Here is a 23,350-nt window from a genome sequence, read left to right as displayed (position 1 = left end):
GGGCTCAGCCTAAGGCCTCGAACTCCAGCAGGTACGCCTTGGCCGCGGCGCCGCCGCGGTAGGAACCGGGGTTTCCGTCGGAGCGGACCACCCGGTGGCACGGCAGCAGCAGCGGCAACGGGTTGCGCGCACAGGCGGTGCCGACGGCACGGACCGCCTTCGGACGTCCGGTGCTCGCGGCGAGATGGGCGTAGGAAACCGTGCTGCCATAAGGAATCCCGGAGAGTGCGCGCACCACTTCGGCGCGGTAGCCGTGCACCAGGCGCAGATCGATCGGCACGTTCGGTGTGGTGTGGTCGCCGGTGAAATAGGCGTCCAGCGCCCGGGCGGCCGGGTCGAGGCGGGCTGGGGCGTACAGGATGCGTGCGGAGACGGTCGCGGCGAGCTCGGTGAGCACCGCATCCTCACCCTCGGACTCGAACGCGACCCGGACCACGCCGCGGTCGCTGGCGGCCAGCAGGAGCCCGCCGAGTGGGCTGTCGAGGCTTCGCCAGGCCACCTCCAGCAGGTCCTCGCGTTCGGCCCGGGCGGCCAGGCGGGCCCGCAGTTCCTGCAGGTGTGCGCTTTCCTCGCTCACAGCTCCTCCTTTCGTCGACGCAGGGTGCGCATGCCGTCGGCGGCTGCCCGGCGCAGGGACTCCGGTGTGCCGCCGAGCAGGGCCGCGGCCTCGGCGTACGAGAATCCCAGCAGGTAGTGCTGCGTGATCGCCGCGCACTGGCGCTGGGGAAGCTCGGCGACGAGCGCCCAGACCGGTTCGGGCGGCTGCGGGTTTCCCAACGGTGACGCGGATTCCGGCGGTTGATCGACCGGGATAGGGTGCCGGCGACGCAGCACGTCGAGACAGCGACGGCGGGCGATGGTGACCAGCCACGCCTCCACGTTGGCGTCCTCGGCCAGCTCGGGCCAGCCACGCAGCGCGGAGAGGAAGGTCTCCGACCAGGCGTCGTCGGCGTCCGCCGCCGGCAGCGCCGCGCGGCACACGCGGAGCACGGTGCGGCCGTGCTCGCGGACCACCTGGTCGAACGGGGTTCGCACGGTTCAGGACTGCTCGAACACGGGGGTCTCGTCGAACAGCGAGGCGGGCAGCGCGCCCTCACGCTCCAGCAGCCACAGCTTGCGGTCGACCCCGCCGGCATAGCCGGTCAGCGACCCGTCGGCACCGATCACCCGATGGCAGGGCACGATCACCGAGATCGGGTTGTGCCCGACCGCCTGCCCGACCAGCTGGGCGTTGCGTACACCGACCCGTGCCGCCAGCGCCCCATAGAAGGTGGTCTCGCCGAACGGGATCGCCAGCAGCTCGGCCCACACGCGCTGCTGGAACGCGTTGCCGCGCAGCTCGATCGGCACGGTGAACTCGCGCCGTTCGCCGCGGGCGTACTCCTCCAACTCGCGGCGGCACTGCTCGATCACCCCGTCGGGTTCGGACTCGGCCCCCCAGCCGCGGCGATCCGGGTTGGTCCAGTGCCCGGGGAAATAGATGCCGATCACCACCTCACCCCCTGAGCCTGTCGGAGGGCCCCCTGAGCCTGTCGAAGGGCCCCCTGAGCCTGTCGAAGGGTCGGCAACCACGGTCAGCCGGCCGATGGTGCCGTCGATCACTGCATGCCTCATCGCTCCTCCTCTGCTGTGCAGTCGCGGTGGGCGGTCGTTTCGTGAGGTCCATCCTGCCCGGTGATAGGACTGGGGTGTGCCACCCGCCGAGCGTCCCTTCCCCGGTCACCGACCGGGCGACCCGGCGTACCGGTGGATCTCGGTCTCGCTCTTCCTCGCCGGGGTGGCCACGTTTGCGCTGTTGTATGCCCCACAACCGCTGTTACCGGAGCTCGCCCAACGCTTCGGTGTGGGCGCGGCGACGGCCACGCTGAGCGTGTCGGTGACCACGCTCGGGCTCGGGGTGGCGCTGCTGCTGGCCGGGCCGGGGACCGAGCTGGTGGGGCGTACGCCGTTGATGCACGCGTCGCTGTTCGCCTCCAGCCTGGTCGGGATCGGTTGCGCGTTCGCGCCCAGCTGGGAGGTGCTGCTGGTGCTGCGCGGGCTGCAGGGGTTCGCGCTGGCGGGGCTGCCGGCCGTGGCCACGGCGTATCTGCGCGAGGAGGTGCACCCGACCGCGGCGGCTCGGGCGACCGGGCTCTACATCGGAGGCACGGCGCTGGGCGGGATGAGCGGCCGGCTGATCGGCGGGGCGATGGGTGATCTGACCGGCTGGCGGGGAGCGTTCGCCGCGATCGGTGCGGTGGGCTTGGCCTGTGCGGTGGTCACCTGGCTGCTTCTGCCACGCTCACAGAACTTCCGGCCGGTTCCGGCGCGCGCCGGCGAGGTGCTCGGCACGGCGCGACGGGTGCTCACCGACCCGGCCCTGCTGGCGCTCTATGGCATTTCGGGCTGTCTGATGGGCGGGTTCGTGGCGGTGTACAACGCGATGGGGTTCCGGCTGGCCGGGCCGCCGTTCTCACTCCCGCTGACCCTGGCGTCGTTGGTGTTTCTCACCTATGCGGTCGGCTCGTTCTCCAGTTCGTACGCCGGGACGCTCGCCGATCGGCACGGGCAGCGGGTGGTGGTGCCGCTGGCGATCCTGCTCGGGCTGGCCGGGCTGGCGCTGACCCTGCCTGGCAATCTGATTGCGGTGCTGGTCGGGCTGACGGTGTTCACCGCGGGCTTCTTCGCCGCGCACGGGGTGGCCAGCGGCTGGGTCGCGGCGCGCGCCGCGCTCGGCGGGGGCGGGACAGGGCAGGCGGCCTCGCTGTACCTGTTCGCCTACTACCTGGGCTCGTCGGTGTTCGGCAGCCTGTCCGGGGTGGCGTGGACGGGTTGGCACTGGACCGGGGTGTCGCTGATGGTCGGCGGTCTGTGGGTGGTCGCCCTGCTGCTGGGGTTGCTGCTGCGGCGGATCCCGCGGCTACCCGGCTGAACCGTCGATCAGCCGCTGACCGGTGCCAACAGCTCGGTGACCGGTCGCCGCACGATCTCCCGCCCGGCCACGGCGAGGGTGAGCTCCGCCGGGTTGGGGCGGCAGTCGAGCACGATGGTGCCGAGCGTTTCGCTGCCCCGGTTGACTCCTTCCGGCATCGGGGTGTGGGCGAGCCGGGTGAGGCACCACTCGACCGGGTCGGTGTCGGGTGGTCGCCATTGCGCCACCGTCGCCGCGCGGGTGAGGCTGTTCTGGCCGGGTGTGTCGAGTCCGTCGAGGGCGGGCAGATGGTTGGTGTGCCAGCAGATTCCGTTGCGCAGCGGGAGTTCCGCCGTCTGGCCGGCGACCGCCTCGACTCCGGCGTACGCCCCAGCGCGCCAGTCGGTCAGCGCATGGTGGAAGCCCCCGGCACTCGGGTTGCTGCGCAGATAATCGGTCGCCTCCGTCAAGCCTGTGCAGTCGGCCAGCCCGCGGGCGACGAAGTGCCGGCCGGGGGCGTCGGCCGGGCGGGTGACGGTGATCGCGTCGCAGCCGTGGGCGAGCCCGTTTCCTGTCAGCACGAAGGAGTTGGCCGGGAGCATGCCGGGCGTCCAATAGACCCAGATCGGTGTGCGGGCCTCCAGGGTCAGGGTGAGGGCGACGCAGTCGAAGTCGGCCGGGCCGTCCTCGTTGTGGCCGACCACCGGGCCGGTCGGCGTGGCGATCGCGACATCGGTGCAGCCCAGCCCGTCGGTGCCGAGATCCCCGCGCAGGTTGAGAATCTCGAGGTCTTCGATCGGGGCGTCCGCTCCGCGGGCGAGGGCGACCAGTTCCGCGTGGGCGGGCGTACGCCGCGACGCGGCCAACACGCACTCGAAGTGCGGTGACCGCTCGACCCGATCGCGGATCGGGTCCATCACCGCGGCGCTGGCCAGCACCCGGTGAATCCTGTCCGCACAGGCTTTCCCGAGCTCGGCGAAGGCCTGGTCGCGGGGTCCGGAGGCGTGGTACCAGTCGGTGCCGGCCAGGTCTCTGTGCTCGAACACGACTCAGGCGACCTCGGCGACCCGGCCACCGGTGAGGGCAACGAGCTGGTCGAAGGTGAGCGGGAAGATCGCGTGCGGGATGCCGCCGGCGGCCCACAGCTCCGGAAATTGCCGCAGGTCGGTGTCGATCAGCGTCTGGATCGGTTGCGGGTGACCGACCGGGGCGACCCCACCGATCGGCTGGCCGGTGTGTCGGCGTACGAATTCGGCGTCCGCACGGCCGATCTCGGTGCCGATCAGCACCGCCACCTTGTCGGTGTCCACCCGATGGGCACCGCTGGTCATCACCAGGACCGGGGCGTCGTCGGCGGTGCGGAAGATGAGCGAGTTGGCGATCGCCCCCACCTCGACTCCCAGCTGGGCGGCCGCGGACTTCGCGGTCGTGGCGGCCTCGGGCAGCATCCGCACGCGGCCGGGAAACCCCTTGTCGGAAACGATCTGGTCGATCAGCTGGCAGTTCGGGTGCACCGACATTGGATTCCTTTCAGGGTGCGCGGATTTGACGCGACCACGGGCTCGCAGTGCTAGCGTGACCAGCCCCAGCCTTCCAGAGACACAGGTCCGATGAGAATGACGAACATCTATGAGCACAGCACCGAGATCGCCCTGGAGCCCGCGCGGCTCTTCGCCGAGCTCACCGACGTCGAGTCGCTGACCGCGCACATGCCGCGCAGTGCCAGCCTCGGCGAGCCGGTGGAGGGCGCCTGGCTGCGCGTCGAGGAGCCCGACTGCACGCTCAGCTGGGGCTCGACGCAGCACCATCCCGGCAGCCTCGACGTGCTCCCGGTCGGCCCCGGACGCAGCCGGCTCGTGGTCCGGGTCCGCGCCGACAGCGACGTGACCGCGCAGTTGCTGATCGCGGTCGAGGCGCTGCGTACCCGCTTCGAGGACGCTGCCGCGGCCTGACGTTCAACGTTGGCTGAGCGAGCTCGCGAGTCGAAGCCCTTCGCGGAGCGGGCTCCGGCGAGCGCACTCCGAGCATCTCCAGCATCCGGCGATGGGTGGCGGGCCGCTCACCCCCGAGCTCACCGATGCTGGCGTAACACTCCTCGATCCAGTCCCACACCGACATCACCAGCTGCCCGCTGACCTCCCGGGACCAGCACCGGCCTGGTGGGCGGACGTCAACCACAGGCCAAGGGCCGTTTCGGCGTCCGCGACCGTGCCCTCGGAGCGCGCCCAGGCCAGCGCCCGCACGGCCTGTGCCATCGGATGCTCCGCGGCGATCCGTTCGGCAGCGTCGACGGCGCCCGCGAGGTCGCCGGAGAGCAGCTGCGGGCCGGCGACGTTGCGGGAGAACCACTCCACATTGGCTGCCGCCTTGGCGAACCACTCCCTCGCCGCAGCGTCCTCGTCGAGCCAGCGGTGTCCCCGCGCGATCCGCTCGAAGTCGTGACTCCCGGCGTCCTCACCGAAGAACTCGATCGACTCATGGGCGAGGCGAATCCCCCTGCGGATCCGCTGATCCGTCTGCCGCCGCACTGCCACGCGATCAACCTCACGACGACGGCTGGGCCGGGAACGTGCGCACAATGCTGCGAAATCCCCGTTAAGGTTGGCGCGAACCGAGGCGAGGAGAACTGATGTCGGCCCTGATCAACGTGCTGCGGGATATGGCCCTGCTGCTGGCCCGGGTTACCTTCGGGGCGATCCTGGTCTTCCGCGGCTGGCGCCGCTGGACCAGCGAAGGCGGCATGCAGGCGCAGATCGACTATCTCAAGCAGTTCCAGACCCCGCAGCCCGAGGTGATGGCCTGGGGCGGCACCCTGCTGGAGATCATCGGCGGCCTCTTCCTCATCTTCGGGCTGCTCACCCCGATCATCGGCATCGCACTCGTCGTGCAGCAGGTGATGGTGATCCTCTGGACCCGCTATTTCCGGGGCCCGTGGATCGAGAACGGCGGCTATGAATACAACGTCGTCCAGGCCGGCCTGGCCCTGCTGCTGACCGTGTTCGGCGCCGGACGCGCCGCCATCGACCAGCTGTTCAAGCGCTCCCGCGACGATGACGACGACGACAGCGACGAGCCGGTCCGGCGTACGCCCAAGACCTCCAACACCCCCGCCACCTCCGGTTCCACCAGCGCCACCGCGAAATCCCGTACCCGCGTCGACGACAACGACCCCGCCTGAGGCTCACAGGATTCCCACAGTGAGCGCATAGCCTCGGCCCACACAGCGGTGTCACAGTTGTCCCATGGCACGCACCGCAGAACCCACACTGACCCGCCCCGACGGCTCCCCGATCCGGGTGCTGACCGTCGACGACGAGCAGTCCCTGACCGAGCTGCTGTCGATGGCGATGCGCTACGAGGGCTGGGAGGTCTCCACGGCGGCCTCGGGCAGTGAGGCGGTCAAGGTGGCCCGCGAGGTACGCCCGGACGCGATCGTGCTCGACATGATGCTCCCCGACTTCGACGGGCTCGAGGTGATGCGACGGGTCCGCACCGAGCAGCCCGAGATCCCCGTCATCTTCCTCACCGCCAAGGACGCCGTCTCCGACCGCGTCGGCGGCCTGACCGCCGGCGGTGACGACTACGTCACCAAACCGTTCTCCCTGGAGGAGGTGATCGCCCGGTTGCGCGGGCTGCTGCGCCGCTCCGGCGCCTCGCTGGTGCGGTCCGACTCGATGCTGATCGTCGGCGACCTCACCCTCGACGAGGACTCCCACGAGGTGACCCGGGGCGGGGACGACATCCAGCTCACCGCCACCGAGTTCGAGCTGCTCCGCTATCTGATGCGCAACCCACGCCGCGTGCTCTCCAAGGCCCAGATCCTCGATCGCGTCTGGAACTACGACTTCGGCGGCCAGGCCAACGTCGTCGAGCTCTACATCTCCTATCTGCGCAAGAAGATCGACCACGACCGCGCGCCGATGATTCACACCATGCGCGGCGCCGGCTATGTGCTGCGCCCGGCGAACTGACTCACTGGCGATGGCCGACTCAACCACCGCTCTCGCGCCGATCTCCCCGCTCGGCCCCGGCACCCTGGGCCGGCGCCTGGTGCTGCGGATGGCCGCCCTGGTCGCGGTGGTCGCCGTGCTGCTGTCGGCGTTGACCACCATCTCCACCCGCGAAACCCTCGTCCGCAGCCTCGACCGGCAGCTGGACGCCGCGTTCTCCCGCCAGGACCGCTTCCCCCGCGGCGGCAACAGTGGCCAGTCGACGCCGCCCCCGGTCGACCTGTCCCCCGCCCAGCCGATTGGCACCATCGTGGTGCAGACCGACGGCAACGTGGTGCTGGGCGGCATCCGCGTCGAGCGCGGTACCTCCGGTGGAGACCTCGTCGGTAGCCTCTCGGCCAACGCCGCGGCCGAGCTGCTCCGGCTGCCACCCAACGGTCGCCACGTCAGCGTGCGGCTCAGCGACTATGGCCGCTATCGGGCGATGGCGATGAAGCGCGGCGGCAACATCTATGTGGTGGCGCTGCCGACCGCCGAACTCGACCACACCATCACCGAGATGATCGTGCTCGAGCTCGTGCTGGCCCTGCTGGCGATCGGACTGTCCATCCTGGTCGTGCGTACCGTGGTGAACCGCAGCCTGGCCCCGCTGAACCGGCTCGCCGGCACCGCCCAACGGGTCTCCCAGTTGGAGCTCTCCCGCGGCGAGGTGGCGCTGCCGGTCCGGGTGCCTGCGGAGGACGCCAACCCGCATACCGAGGTCGGCCAGGTCGGCTGGGCGTTGAACCACATGCTCGGCAACGTGGAGGGTGCCCTGGCCGCCCGGCAGGCGTCCGAGACGAAGGTACGCCAGTTCGTCGCCGACGCCTCCCACGAGCTGCGCAACCCGCTCGCCGCGATCCGCGGGTACGCCGAACTCACCCGCCGCAACCGCGAGGAACTGCCCAGCGACGCGGCCTTCGCGATGAGCCGGGTGGAGTCGGAGGCCGAGCGGATGTCGCGGCTGGTGGAGGACATGCTGCTGCTGGCACGGATGGACTCCAACCCCAACCTGCAGCTCGAGCCGGTCAACTTGAACGACCTGCTGCTCAACGCGATCAGCGACGCCCAGGCCGCGAACGCGGCCTACGACTGGGGGGTCGACCTGCCCGATCCGCCGGTGCTCGCCCTGGCCGACCGGCACCGGCTGCACCAGGTGGTCGCCAACCTGCTCGCCAACGCGCGCAAGCACACTCCCGAGGGCACGGTGGTCACCGCCAGCACCCGCAGCGAGGGCGATCAGGCGGTGATCACCGTCACCGACGACGGGCCCGGCATCCCGCCCGAGATCAAGGACCACGTGTTCGAACGGTTCACCCGCGCCGATGTGGCGCGGACGCGCTCCGGCACGTCGAAGGATTCCACCGGGCTGGGCCTGGCCATCGTGGAGGCGGTGATGTCCGCGCACCGCGGCACGGCGAGCGTCGACTCCCGTCCGGGCAGCACCACGTTCACCCTGCGGCTGCCGCTGGCCTGAGGCGTATCCTCAGCCGACCGTGATGCTGGCGGCGCTGCGCGCCTTCTTGTCCCCGGTCAGCGTGACCCGATAGTCGACCCGGATGCCCCCGGCGAAACCGGACGCGCCGGCCTTCTGGTCGGCCGTGGAGACATAGCCCAGCACCGCCCCCCGACCGGGGGTTGACGGCAACAGCCGCTCGAGCTCCTTGGCCGGGTCGAACTGCTTGTCGTCGGTGACCCGCCCGTTCAGGCCAACCAGCACGCGTTTCGGAGCCACCTCGGTCGCCACCAGCTGCCAGCTGCCGCCGGCGGCGTTGAGGGTGCAGTTGACGCTGTTCCCGCTCTCCCCGGGCCGGCAGACATAACCGGCGCCGACCGCCTGGGCGCCGACGTCGGCCGGGGTGGTTTCGAGGGCACGCCGGTCGAGATCGGCGAGCGCTCCCCACGGCTTCTGCACGGTGAAGGCCGTGCTCGTTCGCTGCTCCGCGGAACCCCACGCCCCCCGGGCGGGGGCGTTGGCGCCGAGGGCCCCGCGCGAGGCCTGCCGCGCCTGGGTGTCGCGGAAGGTGGCGTCGATCAACCGCTCGGTGGCCGCACGGGCGGCCGTCACGTTGCCGAAGGTCGCGATCCCGAACTGGATGTCACCGTCCGGGGCGCCCAGGAACTCGATCGCGGTGCTCTCGTCCTTGGTGTACTTCGCGCAGACGCGGTAGTACTGGAAATCCAGCCGCAGGCCCTGGTCCGAGCAGGTGTACCCCTCGCCGCGCAGATGGTCGGTCAGTTCGCCGCCGGTGCCGCCGACGTTGCGCCAGCCCGAATCGATCTGGCTGGAGAACGGCGCGATCCGGTTGCCGCGCACCGCGATGAACCCCATCACCAGCAACAGCACCAGCAGCGAGACGAGGCCGACCGGCAGGATGCCGCCGCTGCCACCGCCCTGGGACCGCTCGGGTTGCCCCGCTCCGGCGGCCGGGTTCGGCTGGAACTGGGGCGGCGGCGGAGGTGCCGGCTGGGCGTACTGGTGGGCCACCGGGGGCGGCGGGGTGCCGGGACCCGGACCCGACCCACCGAAATCGAAGTTCGACACGGCGACAGCCTAGTTCGTGGGGGGCGTACTGACGGGCGGTTCCTGGATCGAAGAGGGTGCCACCGGCGCCCCCTACGCTGCCGCCATGGAGAAGTTGGTCAGCTACGAGGACGTCCACCTGGTCTTCCACACCCCCGGCGCGCGCCAGCCGCTGCTGTCGATCCGCACCAAGGGGTCTGCCCCGAGTCGGTGAGACGATCCGCCTGCGGGGTCAGGTCTGGGTGATCGAGCACGTGCACTGGGAGGTGACGGAGGTGAGCGCCGGGCTGGCCCCCTCCGCCCCCATGTTCCGCGCCGAGATCCGCGTTCGACCCGACCTGCGCTGACGGGATCCGCTGCGACCGGGCCAACCGCAAAATTCCTTGATCATTTGACGTCGCACCGCGCATACCCGCGGAGGCTCGTCGGGCCGTCGCGAAGAGACCGGAGTTCTGCGGGTGGCGGAAGTCTCAGGGGGTGCTTGACTGATCAACTGGTCAAAAGCGTGGGGAACACCGACAATCGGGGGCATGCTGAAGCAGCTTCCCCGACGTGGCGGCGCCCTGCTCGCCGCAGTCCTCACCGTCGTCGCAGTCTCCGTCACCCACGCCCCGGCGGCGCGGGCGGCCGACACCGGTCGCTTCATCAAGGCGGTGGCGCCGATGGCACAGCAGGCCCAGACCGAATACCAGGTCCCCGCCTCGGTCAGCATCGCCCAGTCGATCCTCGAGTCCGGGTGGGGCGGCTCGACCCTGGCGGTGTACGCCCACGCGTACTTCGGCATCAAGTGCAAGACCGACTACGCCAGCCCCTATCAGCTGGGCTGCATGGACAAGTCCTCGCTCGAGTACTACGACCCCGCCAACCCGGTGCCGATCGTCAGCGCCTTCCGCACCTACCGTTCGGCCGAGGACTCCTTCCGCGACCACGGCTATTTCCTCAAGAACTCCTCCCGGTATGCCGCGGCGTTCAACTTCACCCGCGACCCGGACAACTTCATCCGCGAGGTCGGCAGGGCCGGGTACGCCACCGACCCCGGCTACGCCGACTACATCATCAACCTGATGCGCAGCTACAACCTCTACCAGTACGACACCGCACCGATCTCCACCCAGCGGATCACCGTCGACGGCGCCATCGGCGAGAAGTACCGCGCCATCGGCGGCACCTCCAGCCCCCTCGGGTTCGCGATTGCCGGTGAGGTCGAGGGCCCCGTCGCCGGATCGCGGATGACCGTGTTCAACAAGGGAATGCTGCCGTGGACCGCGCAGTACGACGCGCACCCGATCATGAGTGATGTCTGGTCGCACTACCGCTACAGCCAGTCGCTGCGCGAACTGATGGGGCCGGTCACCTCCGACCCCTACACCGCCAACGGCGCCCTGCAGCAGAACTTCGCGACCGGCCGGATCACCCGCAGCAACGGCAACTGGAACGACGTCTACGGCCGGATCTTCGCTCGCTGGAGCGCGTTCGACACCGACCGTGGCCTGCTCGGCATCCCGACCACCAGCGAGATAGACGGACCGGTCGCGGGCAGCCGGATGAACCGCTTCGCCGGCGGCACCATCCTGTGGTCCCCGCAGACCGACGCGCACGCCCTGCTGCCCGGAATCTCTGCCTGGTACTGGAATCTGAGCGCCACCGATCGGCGGATCATCGGACTCCCCACCTCCGGTGAGTACGCCGTCCGCGGCGGCCTGGCCCAGGACTTCACCGGCGGCAAGGTCTATTGGCGCGACGGGCGCGCGGTGATGGTCTACGGGGCGATCGCCGACCGCTACCACTCCCTCGGCGGCCCCAGCGGCAACCTCGGCTTCCCGACCAGTTCGGAGTTTGCCTTCAACCGCGGCCGGGCGGTCGACTTCACCGGCGGCGGAATCTACTGGTCGCCCGCCACCGGCGCCCAGCACAGCTGGTGGGGGATCAACGACTTCTACCGCCGCCAGCCGACCGCGGCCCAGGGCGGCCTCGGTCTGCCCGTCGCCGCCGAGACCGACGCCCGGGTGCCGAACACCCGCGTCCAGGCCTTCGCCGGCGGTCAGGTGTACTGGTTCGACAACCGGGCCCACTCCGTCTATGGCGTGATCGGCGGACGCTACCGCGACCTCGGCGCCGAGACCTCCGCGCTCGGGCGTCCGAGCGTCGAGGAATATGACATCCCCGGCGGTCGCGCCACCGGATTCGAGCGTGGCAGGATCGAGTTCTACTGGAACGACTTCTCAACGAGAGTGATCACCAACTGATGTCTCGCATGACCCGGGCCGAACTGGCGGCGTACGTGGACCACACCCTGCTCAAGCCGGAGGCCACCCCGGCCGACGTGCTCGCGCTCGCCGCCGAGGCGCGGGACCTGGCGGCGTACTCGATCTGCATCTCGCCGAACATGCTGAACCCGGCGGTGCTGGGCGGCCCGCTCGAGCTCGGTGCGGTGAAGCTGGCCACCGTCTGCGGCTTTCCCTCAGGCAAGCACGAGTCGCAGGTCAAGGCCGCCGAGGCGGCGCTGGCGGTCGAGCACGGCGCCGACGAGGTGGACATGGTGATCGACGTCGGCGCGCTGAAGTCGGGCAACACCGACTCGGTGACCGCCGACATCCGGGCGGTTCGCGAGGCGATTCCGTCGGCGATCCTGAAGGTGATCATCGAGTCCGCCGCGCTGAGCGACGACGAGATCGTGGCGGCCTGTCGCGCCGCCGAGGCGGCGATGGCCGACTTCGTGAAGACCTCCACCGGCTTCCATCCCAGCGGTGGTGCCAGCGTCGAGGCGGTACGCCTGATGCGCGAGACCGTGGGAGATCGGCTCGGGGTCAAGGCCTCCGGCGGGATCCGCGACTACAAGGCGGCGGTGGCGATGATCGAGGCCGGCGCCTCCCGGCTCGGACTCTCCGGCACCGCGACCGTGCTCGAGGGGTGCAAGGGCTGAATCCCTGCCTCAGCAGGTGAAAATGGCCGACAGCACGTGCCGCTCGCGGGCGGCCAGCTGACGCATCAGCTCCGGCGCCTCGTCCAGCGGGATCACGTCGGTGCCCAGGTGCTCCGTGATCCGATCGCCGCAGACGCGCAGCACCTCGATGGTTTCGGCGGAGAGCCGTTGCCGGTCCCACACGTGCGCCAGCCCGCGCGGCACGCGACCGATCTGGGCGGTCACGATGCGCAGCCCGTTGTGGTGGAATTCCTCACCCAGGCGCAATTCCTGGGCGCCGGCGGTATAGAACGCCAGGTCGACCAGCGTGCCCTGCGGGCGTAGGCAGCGCAGCGCCTGATGCATCGCCGCGGCCTGTCCCCGGCACTGGAACACCACGTCGGCGCCGTGATCCCCGGCACCGTGCCGCCACCGGGTCTTCAGCACCAGCCCCGGATCGTCGTCGAGGTCGAGGGCGGTGAAACCGAGCTGTTCGGCGTACGCTCGACGCTGCGGATCGGCGTCGACGACGACCACCTCACGGGCGCCGTGGTGCTGCGCCATCAGCGCGACCAGCAGCCCGATCAACCCGGCCCCGGTGATGACCACGAGTCGGCCGCGGACGCCGGCACCCAGGGAGTCGGTGGCCGCCCCGCTGACCTCGGCGGCCGCGTGCAGCAGCCCGTTCGCACAGATCGGGCCCATGTGGGCGACGTAGACCCCCAGCAGCGGGTCGAGGTCGTCGGGCACCGGCACGATGTGCTCGCGCACCGGGTCGGCGACGTGGTGGGTGGCGTGCCCGTAGGGGATCGCCACCACGGCCCCCTCGGCGAAGGCGGCGGTGCGGCTCTTCGCCACCCGCGCCACCTCCATGTAACCCATCCGGGTGACCGGGTAGGCGACATCGGTGGCACCACCGGGGTTCTCCACGAACAACCCGAGCTCGGTGTCCAGCACGCGGTGCAGCGCCGGGTTGACCCCCTTCACGTAGGTCAGCTCGGTGCCGGCCGAGAAGCCGGTGGCGATGGTCTCCAGCAGCAGTCCACCGTCGGGCAGCTCGGGCAACTCCTCGGTGACGATCTCGATCCGGCCGGGCGCGCAGACGATCAGGTTGCGGCGCTTCACCGGGTGCCCCCCGACGGGGTCAGCTCGACCGGTCGGCCGGTGGCGGCCGACTCGGTGATCGCCAGCGCGAACCGGTGGCTGGCCAGCGCGTCGGCATAGGGGGCGACCGCCTGTTCGCGTTCCCCGCGGACTGCGGCGATGAAGTCGGCGTCGATCAGCTCCCGCGGATCCGCCTCGCGCCGGTGGCGCTGCACCTGCTCACCGCGGGTGACGACCAGCTCGGCCTCCGACAGCGCGAGGTGGACACCGTGGCTGATCGTGTGCAGCGCCGCGCCATAGAGCGCGGGCAGTGCGCAGGAGGCGGTCATCGTGGCCACCGTTCCGGAGGCGAAGGTGACCAGAGCGGTGGTGGCGTCGTCGATGTCACCGTCCAGCTCACCATCCGGGCGCTCGTCGGTGCGGCGCCCGGCGGCGACGACGCGCACCGGCTCGCCGAGCAGGAAGCGGGCCAGATCGAGCACGTGGGCGAGTTGCTCGACCACCTGACCACCGGAGCGGTCACGCCACGCCCACCACGGCACCGGTGGCCGCTTGCCCAGCCAGAACCCGTTGGCGAGCACCGCGGGCGCCTCGGCGAGCAGCTCCCGGGCCTGCCCGGTGGTGCTCAGGCAGCGCCAGTGATACCCCGATCCGGTGACCACCCCGGTCTCGGCGACGCGGGCGGCGATCCGTTCGGTGGTGGCCAGGTCGAGTCCGACCGGTTTCTCCACGAACAGCGGCAGCCCGCGATCGAGCACCGCCTGCTCGGCGGCGCCGTGCGCAAACGGGGGTACGCAGACGTAGCCGGCATCGGCCCGCCCCGCATCCAGCGCCTCCTGGGGCGTACCGAACGCTTTCGCCCCGAGCTCGTCGGCGAGACGGGTGGCGTTCTCGAGAGAGACGTCGGCCACCGCGGTCACCTCGACCCCCTCGATCGCCGAGAGCACCTTGGCGTGGCGTACGCCGACTCCGCCGGCTCCGATCAGGGCGATCCGGGTCTTCGGACTCATCGATCTCCTAGTCGCTGGTACAACTCGAGGTAGCTCTGGGCCATCACGGCCGGGGTCCAGTCGCGGGCGGCGTGGCGGCAGGCGGCGGGATCGATCTCGTCGAGCCGTCCGATCGCGCGGGCGATGCCCTCCTCGTCCTCGACCAGGAAACCGGTGACCCCGTCCTCGACCAACGAGGGGAGCACCCCCAGCGGCGTACCGACCACGGGGATGCCCCGCATCAGCGCCTCGACCACCCCGGTGGCACCGGGCTCGGCCCAGCGGTTCGGGGTCAGCAGGCAGCGGGCGCTGCGCAGCAGCTCCTCCTTGGGCAGCCCGGACACGCCGCCGATCCAGCGGGCGCGCTCGCCGTCGAGCAGCGGGGCCACCTCCTGGGCGAAATAGCCGGTGTCGGGGTGGTCGTGGACCGGGTCGCGCGGATCGGCCATCCGACGCGCAAGCACCTCGGGGTCACCGACCCCGGCGACGGGCCCGGCCAGCACCAGCGGCACCCCGGCACGCGCGCAGGCGCGGATCGCGATGTCCTGGCCCTTGTCACGGGTGATCCGGGCCAGGACCAGGGCGTGTTCCCCGGGCTCGACCTGCATCGGTTCCGGCACCGGCGTCGACAGCGGCACCACCCCGATCGCCTGCCGCTGCAGGTTTTCCGGGGCCCGGTCCAGCTGGGACTGCGACACGGCGGCGAACGCGACCCGGCCGCGTCCGTCGAACGTGGAATAGAACTCGGGGTGCTTGCGCATGTCCCAGTGCAGCGTCTGCAGGGTGGGCGGTGCCGCATCGCCCATCGCCGCCATCGTGGCCGCCCCGGCCACCTCAAGGTGGTCGTGCACGACGTCGAAGTCGCCCTCGCGGACGACGTCGACGACCCGGTGCATGTGGGCGTGGGCGATCCCCGAGACCTGGTTGTAGGGCCGGGCGACATTGGCCAGCATCGGCTCGGGCAAGGTGGCGACGAACTCGTCCACCTCGAGGGTGCAGGTGCCCACCCCGGCCAGGGTGACGTGGCAGCCGAGCTCGCGCAGCGGGGGCACGAGGGTGGCGATGACGTTCTCGATCCCGCCGTAACCCTCGGGAGGTACGGGCAGCCAGGGACCGGCGTTGATCAGGACGCGCATCCGCGGGTCACACGCACTCGGCGCGCCGGGATGCGACCTCGTCACGGACGGTGCGCATCGGGGGCCGCTCCGAGGTGGTGACCTCGTGCTCGCTGGTCTGGAACCCGTCCCGGCCGACCTCCCGGCTGAACTGGGTGAGCCGGTTCGCCGGGGCCTCGGTGGACACGATGCGGCCGTGCAGTTCGAGGCGTCGGTGCACCGTCAGCTGGATCTGCAGCGCCATCCGCGCCAGCGCCTCGTCCGGGGAGTTGCGGTGCACGCGTACGCCCAGGTCGACCTGGGCCAGGCTGTCCAGCCCGAACAGCTCGACCAGGTCGATCAGCAGGCCGATCTCGACCCCGTAACCCGACACGAAGGGCACCGCCTCGAGGGCCTCGCGGGTGCCGGCGTACTCCCCCGCCAGCGGCTGGACGAACCCGGCCAGCTCCGGCCAGTAGGCGTTGAGCAGGGGCCGTGCCACGAGTTCGGTGACCCGACCACCGCCCGCGGGCAGGATCGTCTCGCCGTTGATCAGCGGCCGGTCATAGCAGCCCTTGACATAGCGGACCTCGTCCAGCAGCAGCGGTCCGAGCAGCCCGGTGGCGAAGTGCGGGTCGAAGTCACGCAGGTCGGAGTCGAGGAAGGCGATCACGTCACCAGAGGTGACCGCCAGCGACTTCCACAGCGCCTCCCCCTTGCCCGGGACCTCGCCGTAGGCCGGCAGGATCTCGGACTGGGCGAAGACCCGTGCGCCGGCCGCGCTGGCAACCTCCGCGGTGGAGTCGGTGGAGTTCGAGTCGATCACCACCAGCTCGTCGATCAGCGGGATCCGCTCCATCAGCTCGGTGCGCAGGGCGGCCACGATCGTGCCCACGGTCGCTTGCTCGTCACGGGCCGGGAGGACCACGCTGACCGTCCGGCCCCGTTTGGCGCGGACCAGCTGCTCGGCGGTGAAGGAGCTCCCGCGATAGGACCGCCTCTCGAACCAACTCTTCACATCACGTCGCATGGCCGTTACCCCTCAACTGGTCGGTCGCCCGTCTGCTCGAGCTGTTCGCGTGCTAAATCTGTCCCGGTAGTGCTTCCTGGTTGGCTGTGCTGTGAGTGTGGCAGAGACCGGCAAGCCGGAAAGTCCAGTTCGCGATTTTTCATCAAGGGAGGACGATGACCCCGCAGCCGAAGACCGGACGGCGACTCATCCTGTGGCGGCACGGCCAGACCGCGTGGAACGTGGAGAACCGCGCCCAGGGCCAGCTGGACGTCGCGATGGACGCGGTCGGGGAGCAGCAGGTGCGCGACTCGGCCCCCCAGCTGGCCGCCCTAAGGCCGGACCGGATCTGGTCCTCCGACCTGCAGCGGGCCCGGCTCACGGCCCAGGAATTGTCTGTGCTGACAGGGATTCCAGTACGCCAGGACCGGCGGCTTCGGGAATATGACGTCGGCATCCGGCAGGGTCTCACCTATGACGAGTTCCGGGTGGCGCACCCCGACGTGCACGCCCGCTTCTTCGGGGATCCCGAATATCAGGTGCCCGGGGCCGAGCACCCCGAACAGGTGATCTCGCGGATGGCCGAGGTGATGCGGGAGGCGGCCGCCGACCTGGCCCCCGGCCAGTGCGCGGTGCTGGTCGGACACGGCGCGGCGCTGACCAGCGGTCTGCTCGGATTCTTCGGGGTGTCACCGAAACTTCGGGAGATGTTCGCCGGGATGGACAACTGCGCCTGGGCCGAGCTGCACGAGCACCCGGCGCGCGGCTGGCAGCTGGTGGCGTACAACCAGTCCGGGGCGGGCGCCGCGGCGACGGCGGGCATGCGGGACCTGCGCGGGAACGCGGACGCGACGCCGCCGGCACGCTAGGCCTCAGGCCGCCGGTACCTTCGAACGCAACTCGGCGATCGAGTCGTCGGAGCAGTTGTCGAAGAAGTCACCCACGACGTCCTCCAGCTGATCCAGCGAATCTGCGGCGAACAGCACCGGCTGATAGGCGGTGATGTCGTAGTTCAGGGTGCCCATCTGCACCAGGTCCAGCGGCCGGATCTCCATCGACCGGAACGCGTCCATCTCGCCGAAGCTGGACAGGATCCCGGCGCCGTACGCCTTCAGCTCACCCTGCTCGTGGATCACCCCGAACTCGAGGGAGAACCAGAACACGTCGGCCAGGAACTGCATCCCGGCGTCAGTCTCGAGCCGGGTCGAGGCGACGCCGGCGGCCTCGGTCAGGCGGGCGAAGCGGGGGCTGGCGAGCTGGTTGGCGTGCCCCATCACCTCGTGGATGATGTCCGGTTCGGGGGTGTAGAGCGGCTGGGAGGGGTGGCGCACATATTGCGTCGAGTGGAACACCCGCCAGCCGAGCGCGGCATAGAACCGGCGCAACTCCACCAGTCCGGGGGCGGCGATGTAGGACCAACCGGTGAGCGGGTTGATCAGGGAGCTGACCTCGTCCAACTGGGGCACCCGCTCGGCGGGCAGCCCGAGCGCCTGCTTGGCGGCCAGATATTCGGAATGGGCATATTGTTCGTGCTTGGGCGCCAGCTCGTGGCTGACGATCCGCCAAACCTCGTCCTCGGCCTCGGCGTAGTCGATCCGCGGCACCGGCTGCCCGGGCTCCCAGGCCACCGCCGCGGCCGCGATCTCGTTACGGCGCGCCCGATACGCCTCGTCCCGGAAGCCGGGATGGTTCTCGCCGAGGTGTACCTGGACCCCGCCGTCCGCATCCGCGGTCACCGGTGAGTACAGCTGACCCTCTTCGAACATGCGCCCCCCATCGACAGTGACGTGGTTCACAAGTTCACCACCGGGGCGGCCATTTCCCAACCGTTGCAGTGACCTCTGGTCAGTTCGACCATCACCTGCACACCGAAAGCCGAAACCGTTGGGCAATCTGTCCAGTCGAGCTCCGGCCGCGGATCAGGTGGAAACTTCCAGCGTCCGCGGCGCGACCGACGGGCCCAGCCCGCCCTAGCGTGAAGCCATCCGCACCACGAGGAGCTCGCGATGTCCCACCCGATCCGCCGCCTGACCGCCGCCGCGGCCGTCTGCCTGGCCCTGCTCGGGGCGTTCCTGCTGGCTCCGTTCGCGACCGCGACCAAGGTGGACATCTCCAGCCCGGAGGCCTACCTGAAGTCGGTCGCCCCGCTGGCCCAGGCCAGCATGAGGAAATATGGGGTGCCGGCGTCGGTGGCGATCGCACAGTCGATCCAGGAGACCGGCTGGGGCAAGTCGTCGCTGTCCACCAAGGGCAACGCCTATTTCGGGATCAAGTGCGGCAAACCGAGTCCCTACAGCAACGGGTGCATCGACAAGGAGACCTGGGAGGTCTACGGCGGCAAGAGCACCACGGTGGTGGCCGGCTTCCGCACCTACGCCAAGGCGGACGACAGCTTCCTCGACCACGGGCTGTTCCTGAAGAGCAACCCGCGGTACGCCAAGGCGTTCCAGCACCCGAACAACCCGAAGGCGTTCATCCGCGAGGTGCACAAGGCGGGGTACGCCACCGACCCGGCGTACACCGATCGGGTGGTCGCGCTGATGGACAAGCACAACCTCTACCGCTTCGACAAGGCGACGGGTACGCCGAAGGCGACCGCGACCCCGAAGGTGACTGGTACGCCGAAGGCGACGTCCAGCCCCAAGGAGACTCCGAAGGCCACCGCCACCCCGAAGGCGACCGGCAGCGCCAGCCCGAAGCAGACCGCCAGCCCGAAGCAGACCGCCAGCCCCAAGGTCACGGCGACCCCCAGGGCCACCGGGACCCCCAGGGCGACCGCCAGCGCGAGCCCCAGGACGACTGCGAGTCCGAAGGTGACCGCCTCGCCAGTCCCCGAGACGCCTGCCACCCCCGAGACGCCTGCCACCCCCGAGACGCCTGCCACCCCCGAAACGGCCACCCCGGAGGCGACGCCGACCACGGTGGCGACGCCGCGGGGTTCCGGTGAGGCACCGGCTGAGGAGACCCAGCCGCAGCCGCAGGATCCCGAGGTGGCGACCCCGACCGACGCGGGACCGGCCGGCGCCGCGGGCGGTTCCAGCGCGGAGGCGCCCGCCGACAGCAAGGCCCCGGCCGACAGCAGGTCGACGCCGGCGTACCCCGAATCCAGCGGCGGACTGGCCAGCACCGGCGCCTGAGGCTCAGGCCAGCTGCTTGGCCTTCAGCCAGTCGCCGGCGACCTTCTTGGGGTCGAGGTGGTTGGTGTCGACCTGCTTGTTCAGCGCGGTCAGTTCGGCCGTGGTGAGCGCCGCCTGAACCGCCTCGACCGCCTGCACCGCAGCGGCGTTGTTCTTCACGTCGGCGCGGACCAGCGGGATCACCTGCTGCGGCAGGATCATCTGCTGCGGATCGGTCAGCATGACCAGCTTGTTGTCACTGATCGCGGCGTCGGTGGTGAAGAAGGTGGCGACCTGCACCTTGTTGTCCAGCAGGTCCTTCACCTTCACCGCCATCGCGTCGTAGGTGCGGAACTCGGCAAACTTGGCGCCATAGATCGCCTCGAGCCCGGGCGGGCCGTAGGGGCGCTGCTTGAGCTCGGCGGGGCCACCGAGGGCGGCCTTGGCGGAGATCTTCTTCAGGTCGGCCAGGCTGGCCAGGCCGTTCGCCTGGGCATAGCTGCTGGTCACGCAGTAGACGTCCTGGTCGGCGGCCTGGGAGGCCTTGAGTACGGCCAGGTTCTTCTGGGCGACGACGGTGGCCAGCGCCTGCTCGATCTCGGGGGCCTTGGTGGCCGGGTTGTCCTTGGCCAGGTATTGCAGCAGGTTGCCGCCGTATTCGGGCACCAGCTGGATCGACCCGTCCTGCAACGCCTTGAGGTAGACCTCGCGGCTGCCGATGCCGTGTTTGGTGCTGGCCTGGATCCCCTTGGCGGACATCGCCTGGGCGTACAACTCGGCGAGCACCATCGATTCGGTGAAGTTGGCCGAGCCGACGGCGATGCCGCCCTGGGCGGGGGCCCCGGAGGCACCCGGGGTGGAGCTGGACTGGGCCATCGGGTCCTTGCCCACGCCACAGCCGACAAGCGGGGCGATGGCCGCCAGGGCCAGGAAGTTGCGACGTCTCATCGGTCAGCCTTTCGCGTCAACGGTCTCGGTAGGTGCTGCGGTGGTGCCTGTGTCTTTCGGATCATCCTTGCAGGTACGCCCCCGCGTGCGGCGGCGCAGCGCGGCGGTCAACGCGCCGAGGGCGATGTCGAGGGCGATGGCGAGCGCCATCACCAGCACCGCCCCGGCGAACACCTCCGGATAGCCGCCCTGGCGCTTCTGCCCATCCAGCACCAGTCGGCCCAGCCCTCCGGAGGCGGCCATCGCGGCGACGGTGGCGGTGGCGATCACCTGCAGCACCGCCGAGCGTACGCCGGACACCACCAACGGCAGCGCGAGCGGCCACTCCACCCGGCGGATCACCTGCATCGGGGTCATCCCCATCGCGTGGGCGGCGAGCACGGCATCCCTGTCGGCGTTGAGAAATCCGGAGACGGTGCCATTCAGGATCGGCGGGATGGCGAGCACCGCCAGGCAGAGCACCACGGGCAGAGTGCCGGTGCCCATCAGCGTGACCGCCAGCACCAGCAGACCGAGGGTGGGGATGGCCCGAGTGGCGTTGCTGATCCCGGCGACGACCACGTTGCCGCGGCGGGTGTGCCCGATCAGGATGCCGAGCGGGATGGCGATCAGCATCGCCGCGAGCAGCGAGACCCCGGAATAGAAGAGGTGCTCCAGCAACCGGGCGCCGATTCCGTCGCCGCCGGTCCACTTCGTCGGGTCGAGCAGGTGGTCGAACAGATTCATCGCGCCCTCAATCCGAACCAGGGCAGGAAAACCCGCTGTAGGAACAGGATCAGCCCGTCAGCGACCAGGGCCAGCACCAGGATCAGCACCATGGCGATCACGATCGGGGTGGCGAACCCCTGGTCGAACCCCTGGGTGAAATATTCACCGAGCGCACCCATGCCGATCACCGCACCGACCGAGACCAGCGAGATGTTCGAGACCGTCGCCACGCGCAGGCCGGAGAAGATGACCGGCATCGCCAGCGGCAGCTCGACACCGAGCACTCGGCGTACCGGGCCGTAACCCATCGCCACCGCCGACTGGCGCACGGTCTCGTCGACCGCGCGGAAGCCGTCGCTGACATTGCGCACCAGCAGCGCGAAGGCGTACACGCTCAGGGCCGCGACGACGTTGGCCGGGTCGAGCATCCTCGTCCCGAGGATCATCGGCATCAGCACGAACATGGCGATCGAGGGGATCGCATAGAGCAGCCCGAGCACGGCCAGCCAGGCCCCGGCGGCACGGCCGCTGCGGCTGACCAGATAACCGGCCGGCAGCGCCAGGACCAGGCCGATCAGCACCGGGAGCAGGGAGAGCACCACGTGCTCGCCGGTCCGCCCGACGATCTCGGAGGTGTTGGCCTGCAGCCAGGTCCAGTCGATCACGGGGTCTTGCCCTTCGACTCGTCGCCGCGCTCCTCGCTCACCGACCGTGGGGACTCGCCGCGCTCCTCGCTCACCGAACGCGGGGACTCGTCGCCCACCGGTTCCTTGCGACGCCTGCGCCCCTTGGCGTTGCGGCGCTCCTCCTCGGCGGCGGCAGCCTCGGCGCGGCGGCGCTCCTCCTCTGCGGCCTTTTCGGCGGCGAGCCGTTCGGCCTCGATCCGGGCGGCCTCGGCGTCCTGTTCGGCCTTCACCTGACGGGCCACCTGATCGTCGGCAACCTCGGCGCGGTAGGCCTTGACCTGTTCCATCACCCGGGTGGCGGGGAGGACGCCGGCGTACCGGTTGTCCGCCCCGACGGCCACGGCCAGTCCGACCGGGGAGGTGAGGGCCGCCTCGACCAGCTCGCGCAGCGGGGCACCGGGGTGGGTGAACGTGCTGCCCAGCCCGAGCAGCCGACCGGGGCGAGCGTTGTCTGCCCAGCCCAGCGGGAGACCGTCGGCGTCCACCACCAGCACCGGTTCGCCGGTCTGCCCCTCGCCGCGCTGGTGGGCGGCGTTGCGCACGGTCCGCACCCGCTCCAGCGGCGCATCCGGCGTACCGGCGAAGTTCAGCGAACGGTAACCGCGGTCGCGTCCCACGAAGGAGGCGACGAAGTCGTCGGCCGGGTTGTCCAGGATCTCGTCGGGGGTGTCGAACTGGGCCAGCACGCCGCCGGTGCGCAGCACGGCCACCCGGTCACCCATGCTGAGCGCCTCGTCCATGTCGTGGGTGATCAGCAGGATCGTCTTGTTCAGCTCCCGCTGCAGCTTCTTCACCAACTCCTGCAGGTCGGCGCGCACCAGCGGGTCGACCGCCGAGAACGGCTCGTCCATCAGCAGCAGGTCGGGATTGGCGGCCAGCGCCCGGGCCACGCCGACGCGCTGCTGCTGCCCACCGGACAACTGGGCCGGGAAACGGCGGGCGAGCTTGCGATCGAGCCCGACCAGCTCGAGCAGTTCGTGGGCGCGGGCGGTGATCTTGGCGTCGGACCAGCCGAGCAGCTCGGGGACCGTGCCGATGTTCTCGACGATGGTGCGGTGCGGGAACAGCCCACCGTTCTGGATCACGTAACCCATCTGCCGGCGCAGCACCGTCTTCTTCAGCTTGCGGATCGGGGTGCCGTCCCACTCGATCGAACCGGAGCTCGGCTCGACCATCCGGTTCACCATCCGCAGCAGGGTCGTCTTGCCGCAACCGGACGGACCGACCATGACGGTGATGCCGTCGGAGGGCACCGTGAGGTCGAGATCGGACACCGCGCGGGTGCCGTCCGGGTAGACCTTGGACACCGACTTGAACTCGATCAAGGCGATCCTCGCTGCCGGGGACTGGGGAAGTCCGACCAGCCTAACCGCTGTCACCGACATCGCCGG

General features: G+C 70.3%; 25 protein-coding genes. 9 read left to right on the top strand and 16 right to left on the bottom strand.

Annotated features, from left to right (window positions below):
- Nucleotides 1-4: 4 nt before the first annotated feature.
- From CGZ93_RS14880 to CGZ93_RS19890, 3 genes are read right to left on the bottom strand one after another with little or no spacing between them, the layout of a single operon-like run.
- Nucleotides 5-577, bottom strand: a complete 573-nt coding sequence (locus CGZ93_RS14880) for a methylated-DNA--[protein]-cysteine S-methyltransferase (RefSeq protein WP_094364929.1) — start codon at nucleotides 575-577, stop codon at nucleotides 5-7.
- Complete coding sequence (locus CGZ93_RS14875) at nucleotides 574-1,035, bottom strand: RNA polymerase sigma factor (protein WP_094364928.1); 462 nt, start codon at nucleotides 1,033-1,035, stop codon at nucleotides 574-576. Before CGZ93_RS14875 ends, CGZ93_RS14880 begins: the two co-directional genes overlap by 4 nt.
- Nucleotides 1,036-1,038: 3 nt before the next feature.
- Nucleotides 1,039-1,614, bottom strand: coding sequence for a methylated-DNA--[protein]-cysteine S-methyltransferase (locus CGZ93_RS19890; protein ID WP_094364927.1), 576 nt, complete (start codon nucleotides 1,612-1,614; stop codon nucleotides 1,039-1,041).
- 76 nt (nucleotides 1,615-1,690) lie between these two features.
- Here CGZ93_RS19890 and CGZ93_RS14865 point away from each other — a divergent pair, with 76 nt between their 5' ends.
- On the top strand, nucleotides 1,691-2,911 hold the full coding sequence (locus CGZ93_RS14865; protein ID WP_094364926.1) for an MFS transporter: 1,221 nt from the start codon (nucleotides 1,691-1,693) through the stop codon (nucleotides 2,909-2,911).
- A gap of 8 nt (nucleotides 2,912-2,919) precedes the next feature.
- Here CGZ93_RS14865 and CGZ93_RS14860 read toward each other — a convergent pair whose 3' ends face one another.
- Both CGZ93_RS14860 and CGZ93_RS14855 read right to left on the bottom strand, forming a co-directional pair.
- Complete coding sequence (locus tag CGZ93_RS14860; RefSeq protein WP_094364925.1) at nucleotides 2,920-3,936, bottom strand: C45 family autoproteolytic acyltransferase/hydolase; 1,017 nt, start codon at nucleotides 3,934-3,936, stop codon at nucleotides 2,920-2,922.
- A 3-nt stretch (nucleotides 3,937-3,939) separates the two neighbouring features.
- Entirely contained in the window at nucleotides 3,940-4,410 is a 471-nt protein-coding gene (locus tag CGZ93_RS14855) for a YbaK/EbsC family protein (protein ID WP_094364924.1), read from the bottom strand.
- 90 nt (nucleotides 4,411-4,500) lie between these two features.
- Here CGZ93_RS14855 and CGZ93_RS14850 point away from each other — a divergent pair, with 90 nt between their 5' ends.
- Entirely contained in the window at nucleotides 4,501-4,842 is a 342-nt protein-coding gene (locus tag CGZ93_RS14850) for a hypothetical protein (RefSeq protein WP_141211239.1), read from the top strand.
- A 165-nt stretch (nucleotides 4,843-5,007) separates the two neighbouring features.
- On the opposite strand, the gene CGZ93_RS14845 is transcribed toward CGZ93_RS14850, so the two are convergent.
- Entirely contained in the window at nucleotides 5,008-5,424 is a 417-nt protein-coding gene (locus CGZ93_RS14845; RefSeq protein ID WP_094364922.1) for a hypothetical protein, read from the bottom strand.
- Between the two features lie 95 nt (nucleotides 5,425-5,519).
- Here CGZ93_RS14845 and CGZ93_RS14840 point away from each other — a divergent pair, with 95 nt between their 5' ends.
- The 3 genes from CGZ93_RS14840 to CGZ93_RS14830 all read left to right on the top strand — a co-directional run bounded on the left by CGZ93_RS14840 (nucleotide 5,520) and on the right by CGZ93_RS14830 (nucleotide 8,356).
- Entirely contained in the window at nucleotides 5,520-6,068 is a 549-nt protein-coding gene (locus CGZ93_RS14840) for a DoxX family protein (RefSeq protein ID WP_094364921.1), read from the top strand.
- A gap of 64 nt (nucleotides 6,069-6,132) precedes the next feature.
- The gene (locus tag CGZ93_RS14835) at nucleotides 6,133-6,861 is read left to right on the top strand and encodes a response regulator transcription factor (RefSeq protein ID WP_094364920.1); all 729 of its coding nucleotides are present in this window, start codon (nucleotides 6,133-6,135) and stop codon (nucleotides 6,859-6,861) included.
- Between the two features lie 10 nt (nucleotides 6,862-6,871).
- A complete protein-coding gene (locus CGZ93_RS14830) occupies nucleotides 6,872-8,356 on the top strand; it encodes a sensor histidine kinase (RefSeq protein WP_094364919.1) in 1,485 nt (494 codons plus the stop codon).
- A 9-nt stretch (nucleotides 8,357-8,365) separates the two neighbouring features.
- Here the strand turns inward: CGZ93_RS14830 and CGZ93_RS14825 are convergent, their stop codons facing one another.
- On the bottom strand, nucleotides 8,366-9,424 hold the full coding sequence (locus CGZ93_RS14825; protein ID WP_094364918.1) for a hypothetical protein: 1,059 nt from the start codon (nucleotides 9,422-9,424) through the stop codon (nucleotides 8,366-8,368).
- A gap of 509 nt (nucleotides 9,425-9,933) precedes the next feature.
- Here CGZ93_RS14825 and CGZ93_RS14820 point away from each other — a divergent pair.
- Together CGZ93_RS14820 and deoC are read left to right on the top strand one after the other, a co-directional pair.
- Entirely contained in the window at nucleotides 9,934-11,649 is a 1,716-nt protein-coding gene (locus CGZ93_RS14820; RefSeq protein WP_094364917.1) for a glucosaminidase domain-containing protein, read from the top strand.
- Nucleotides 11,649-12,326 (top strand): deoxyribose-phosphate aldolase, encoded by a 678-nt coding sequence (deoC, locus tag CGZ93_RS14815; RefSeq protein ID WP_094364916.1) that lies wholly within the window; start codon nucleotides 11,649-11,651, stop codon nucleotides 12,324-12,326. The genes CGZ93_RS14820 and deoC overlap by 1 nt, the downstream gene beginning before the upstream one ends.
- A 9-nt stretch (nucleotides 12,327-12,335) precedes the next feature.
- Here the strand turns inward: deoC and CGZ93_RS14810 are convergent, their stop codons facing one another.
- The 4 genes from CGZ93_RS14810 to CGZ93_RS14795 are packed head-to-tail and all read right to left on the bottom strand — an operon-like array spanning nucleotide 12,336 to nucleotide 16,522.
- Nucleotides 12,336-13,430 carry a zinc-dependent alcohol dehydrogenase gene (locus tag CGZ93_RS14810; protein WP_094364915.1) on the bottom strand — a complete coding sequence of 365 codons (1,095 nt, stop codon included), beginning with the start codon at nucleotides 13,428-13,430 and terminating at the stop codon, nucleotides 12,336-12,338.
- The gene (locus CGZ93_RS14805) at nucleotides 13,427-14,419 is read right to left on the bottom strand and encodes a Gfo/Idh/MocA family protein (protein ID WP_094364914.1); all 993 of its coding nucleotides are present in this window, start codon (nucleotides 14,417-14,419) and stop codon (nucleotides 13,427-13,429) included. The genes CGZ93_RS14810 and CGZ93_RS14805 overlap by 4 nt, the downstream gene beginning before the upstream one ends.
- On the bottom strand, nucleotides 14,416-15,534 hold the full coding sequence (locus CGZ93_RS14800; RefSeq protein WP_094364913.1) for a glycosyltransferase: 1,119 nt from the start codon (nucleotides 15,532-15,534) through the stop codon (nucleotides 14,416-14,418). Before CGZ93_RS14800 ends, CGZ93_RS14805 begins: the two co-directional genes overlap by 4 nt.
- Before the next feature lie 7 nt (nucleotides 15,535-15,541).
- Nucleotides 15,542-16,522, bottom strand: a complete 981-nt coding sequence (locus CGZ93_RS14795; RefSeq protein ID WP_094364912.1) for a glucosyl-3-phosphoglycerate synthase — start codon at nucleotides 16,520-16,522, stop codon at nucleotides 15,542-15,544.
- A 155-nt stretch (nucleotides 16,523-16,677) separates the two neighbouring features.
- Between CGZ93_RS14795 and CGZ93_RS14790 the strand changes: the two genes are divergently transcribed.
- The gene (locus tag CGZ93_RS14790; protein ID WP_094364911.1) at nucleotides 16,678-17,370 is read left to right on the top strand and encodes a histidine phosphatase family protein; all 693 of its coding nucleotides are present in this window, start codon (nucleotides 16,678-16,680) and stop codon (nucleotides 17,368-17,370) included.
- A gap of 3 nt (nucleotides 17,371-17,373) precedes the next feature.
- Here CGZ93_RS14790 and CGZ93_RS14785 read toward each other — a convergent pair whose 3' ends face one another.
- Nucleotides 17,374-18,267 (bottom strand): phenylalanine 4-monooxygenase, encoded by an 894-nt coding sequence (locus tag CGZ93_RS14785; RefSeq protein ID WP_094364910.1) that lies wholly within the window; start codon nucleotides 18,265-18,267, stop codon nucleotides 17,374-17,376.
- Nucleotides 18,268-18,507: 240 nt separating this feature from the next.
- Between CGZ93_RS14785 and CGZ93_RS14780 the strand changes: the two genes are divergently transcribed.
- Nucleotides 18,508-19,638, top strand: coding sequence for a glucosaminidase domain-containing protein (locus tag CGZ93_RS14780; RefSeq protein WP_094364909.1), 1,131 nt, complete (start codon nucleotides 18,508-18,510; stop codon nucleotides 19,636-19,638).
- Between the two features lie 3 nt (nucleotides 19,639-19,641).
- Here CGZ93_RS14780 and CGZ93_RS14775 read toward each other — a convergent pair whose 3' ends face one another.
- The 4 genes from CGZ93_RS14775 to CGZ93_RS14760 are packed head-to-tail and all read right to left on the bottom strand — an operon-like array spanning nucleotide 19,642 to nucleotide 23,284.
- On the bottom strand, nucleotides 19,642-20,565 hold the full coding sequence (locus CGZ93_RS14775) for an ABC transporter substrate-binding protein (protein ID WP_094364908.1): 924 nt from the start codon (nucleotides 20,563-20,565) through the stop codon (nucleotides 19,642-19,644).
- A 3-nt stretch (nucleotides 20,566-20,568) separates the two neighbouring features.
- Nucleotides 20,569-21,291, bottom strand: a complete 723-nt coding sequence (locus tag CGZ93_RS14770; RefSeq protein ID WP_094364907.1) for an ABC transporter permease — start codon at nucleotides 21,289-21,291, stop codon at nucleotides 20,569-20,571.
- Nucleotides 21,288-21,938 (bottom strand): ABC transporter permease, encoded by a 651-nt coding sequence (locus CGZ93_RS14765; protein ID WP_229117481.1) that lies wholly within the window; start codon nucleotides 21,936-21,938, stop codon nucleotides 21,288-21,290. Before CGZ93_RS14765 ends, CGZ93_RS14770 begins: the two co-directional genes overlap by 4 nt.
- On the bottom strand, nucleotides 21,935-23,284 hold the full coding sequence (locus CGZ93_RS14760; RefSeq protein ID WP_176451792.1) for an ABC transporter ATP-binding protein: 1,350 nt from the start codon (nucleotides 23,282-23,284) through the stop codon (nucleotides 21,935-21,937). Before CGZ93_RS14760 ends, CGZ93_RS14765 begins: the two co-directional genes overlap by 4 nt.
- Nucleotides 23,285-23,350: the final 66 nt, after the last annotated feature.

The organism is Enemella dayhoffiae, assembly GCF_002250625.1.
GTDB lineage: Bacteria > Actinomycetota > Actinomycetes > Propionibacteriales > Propionibacteriaceae > Enemella > Enemella dayhoffiae.
This window is presented reverse-complemented; position numbering and strand designations above follow the sequence as displayed.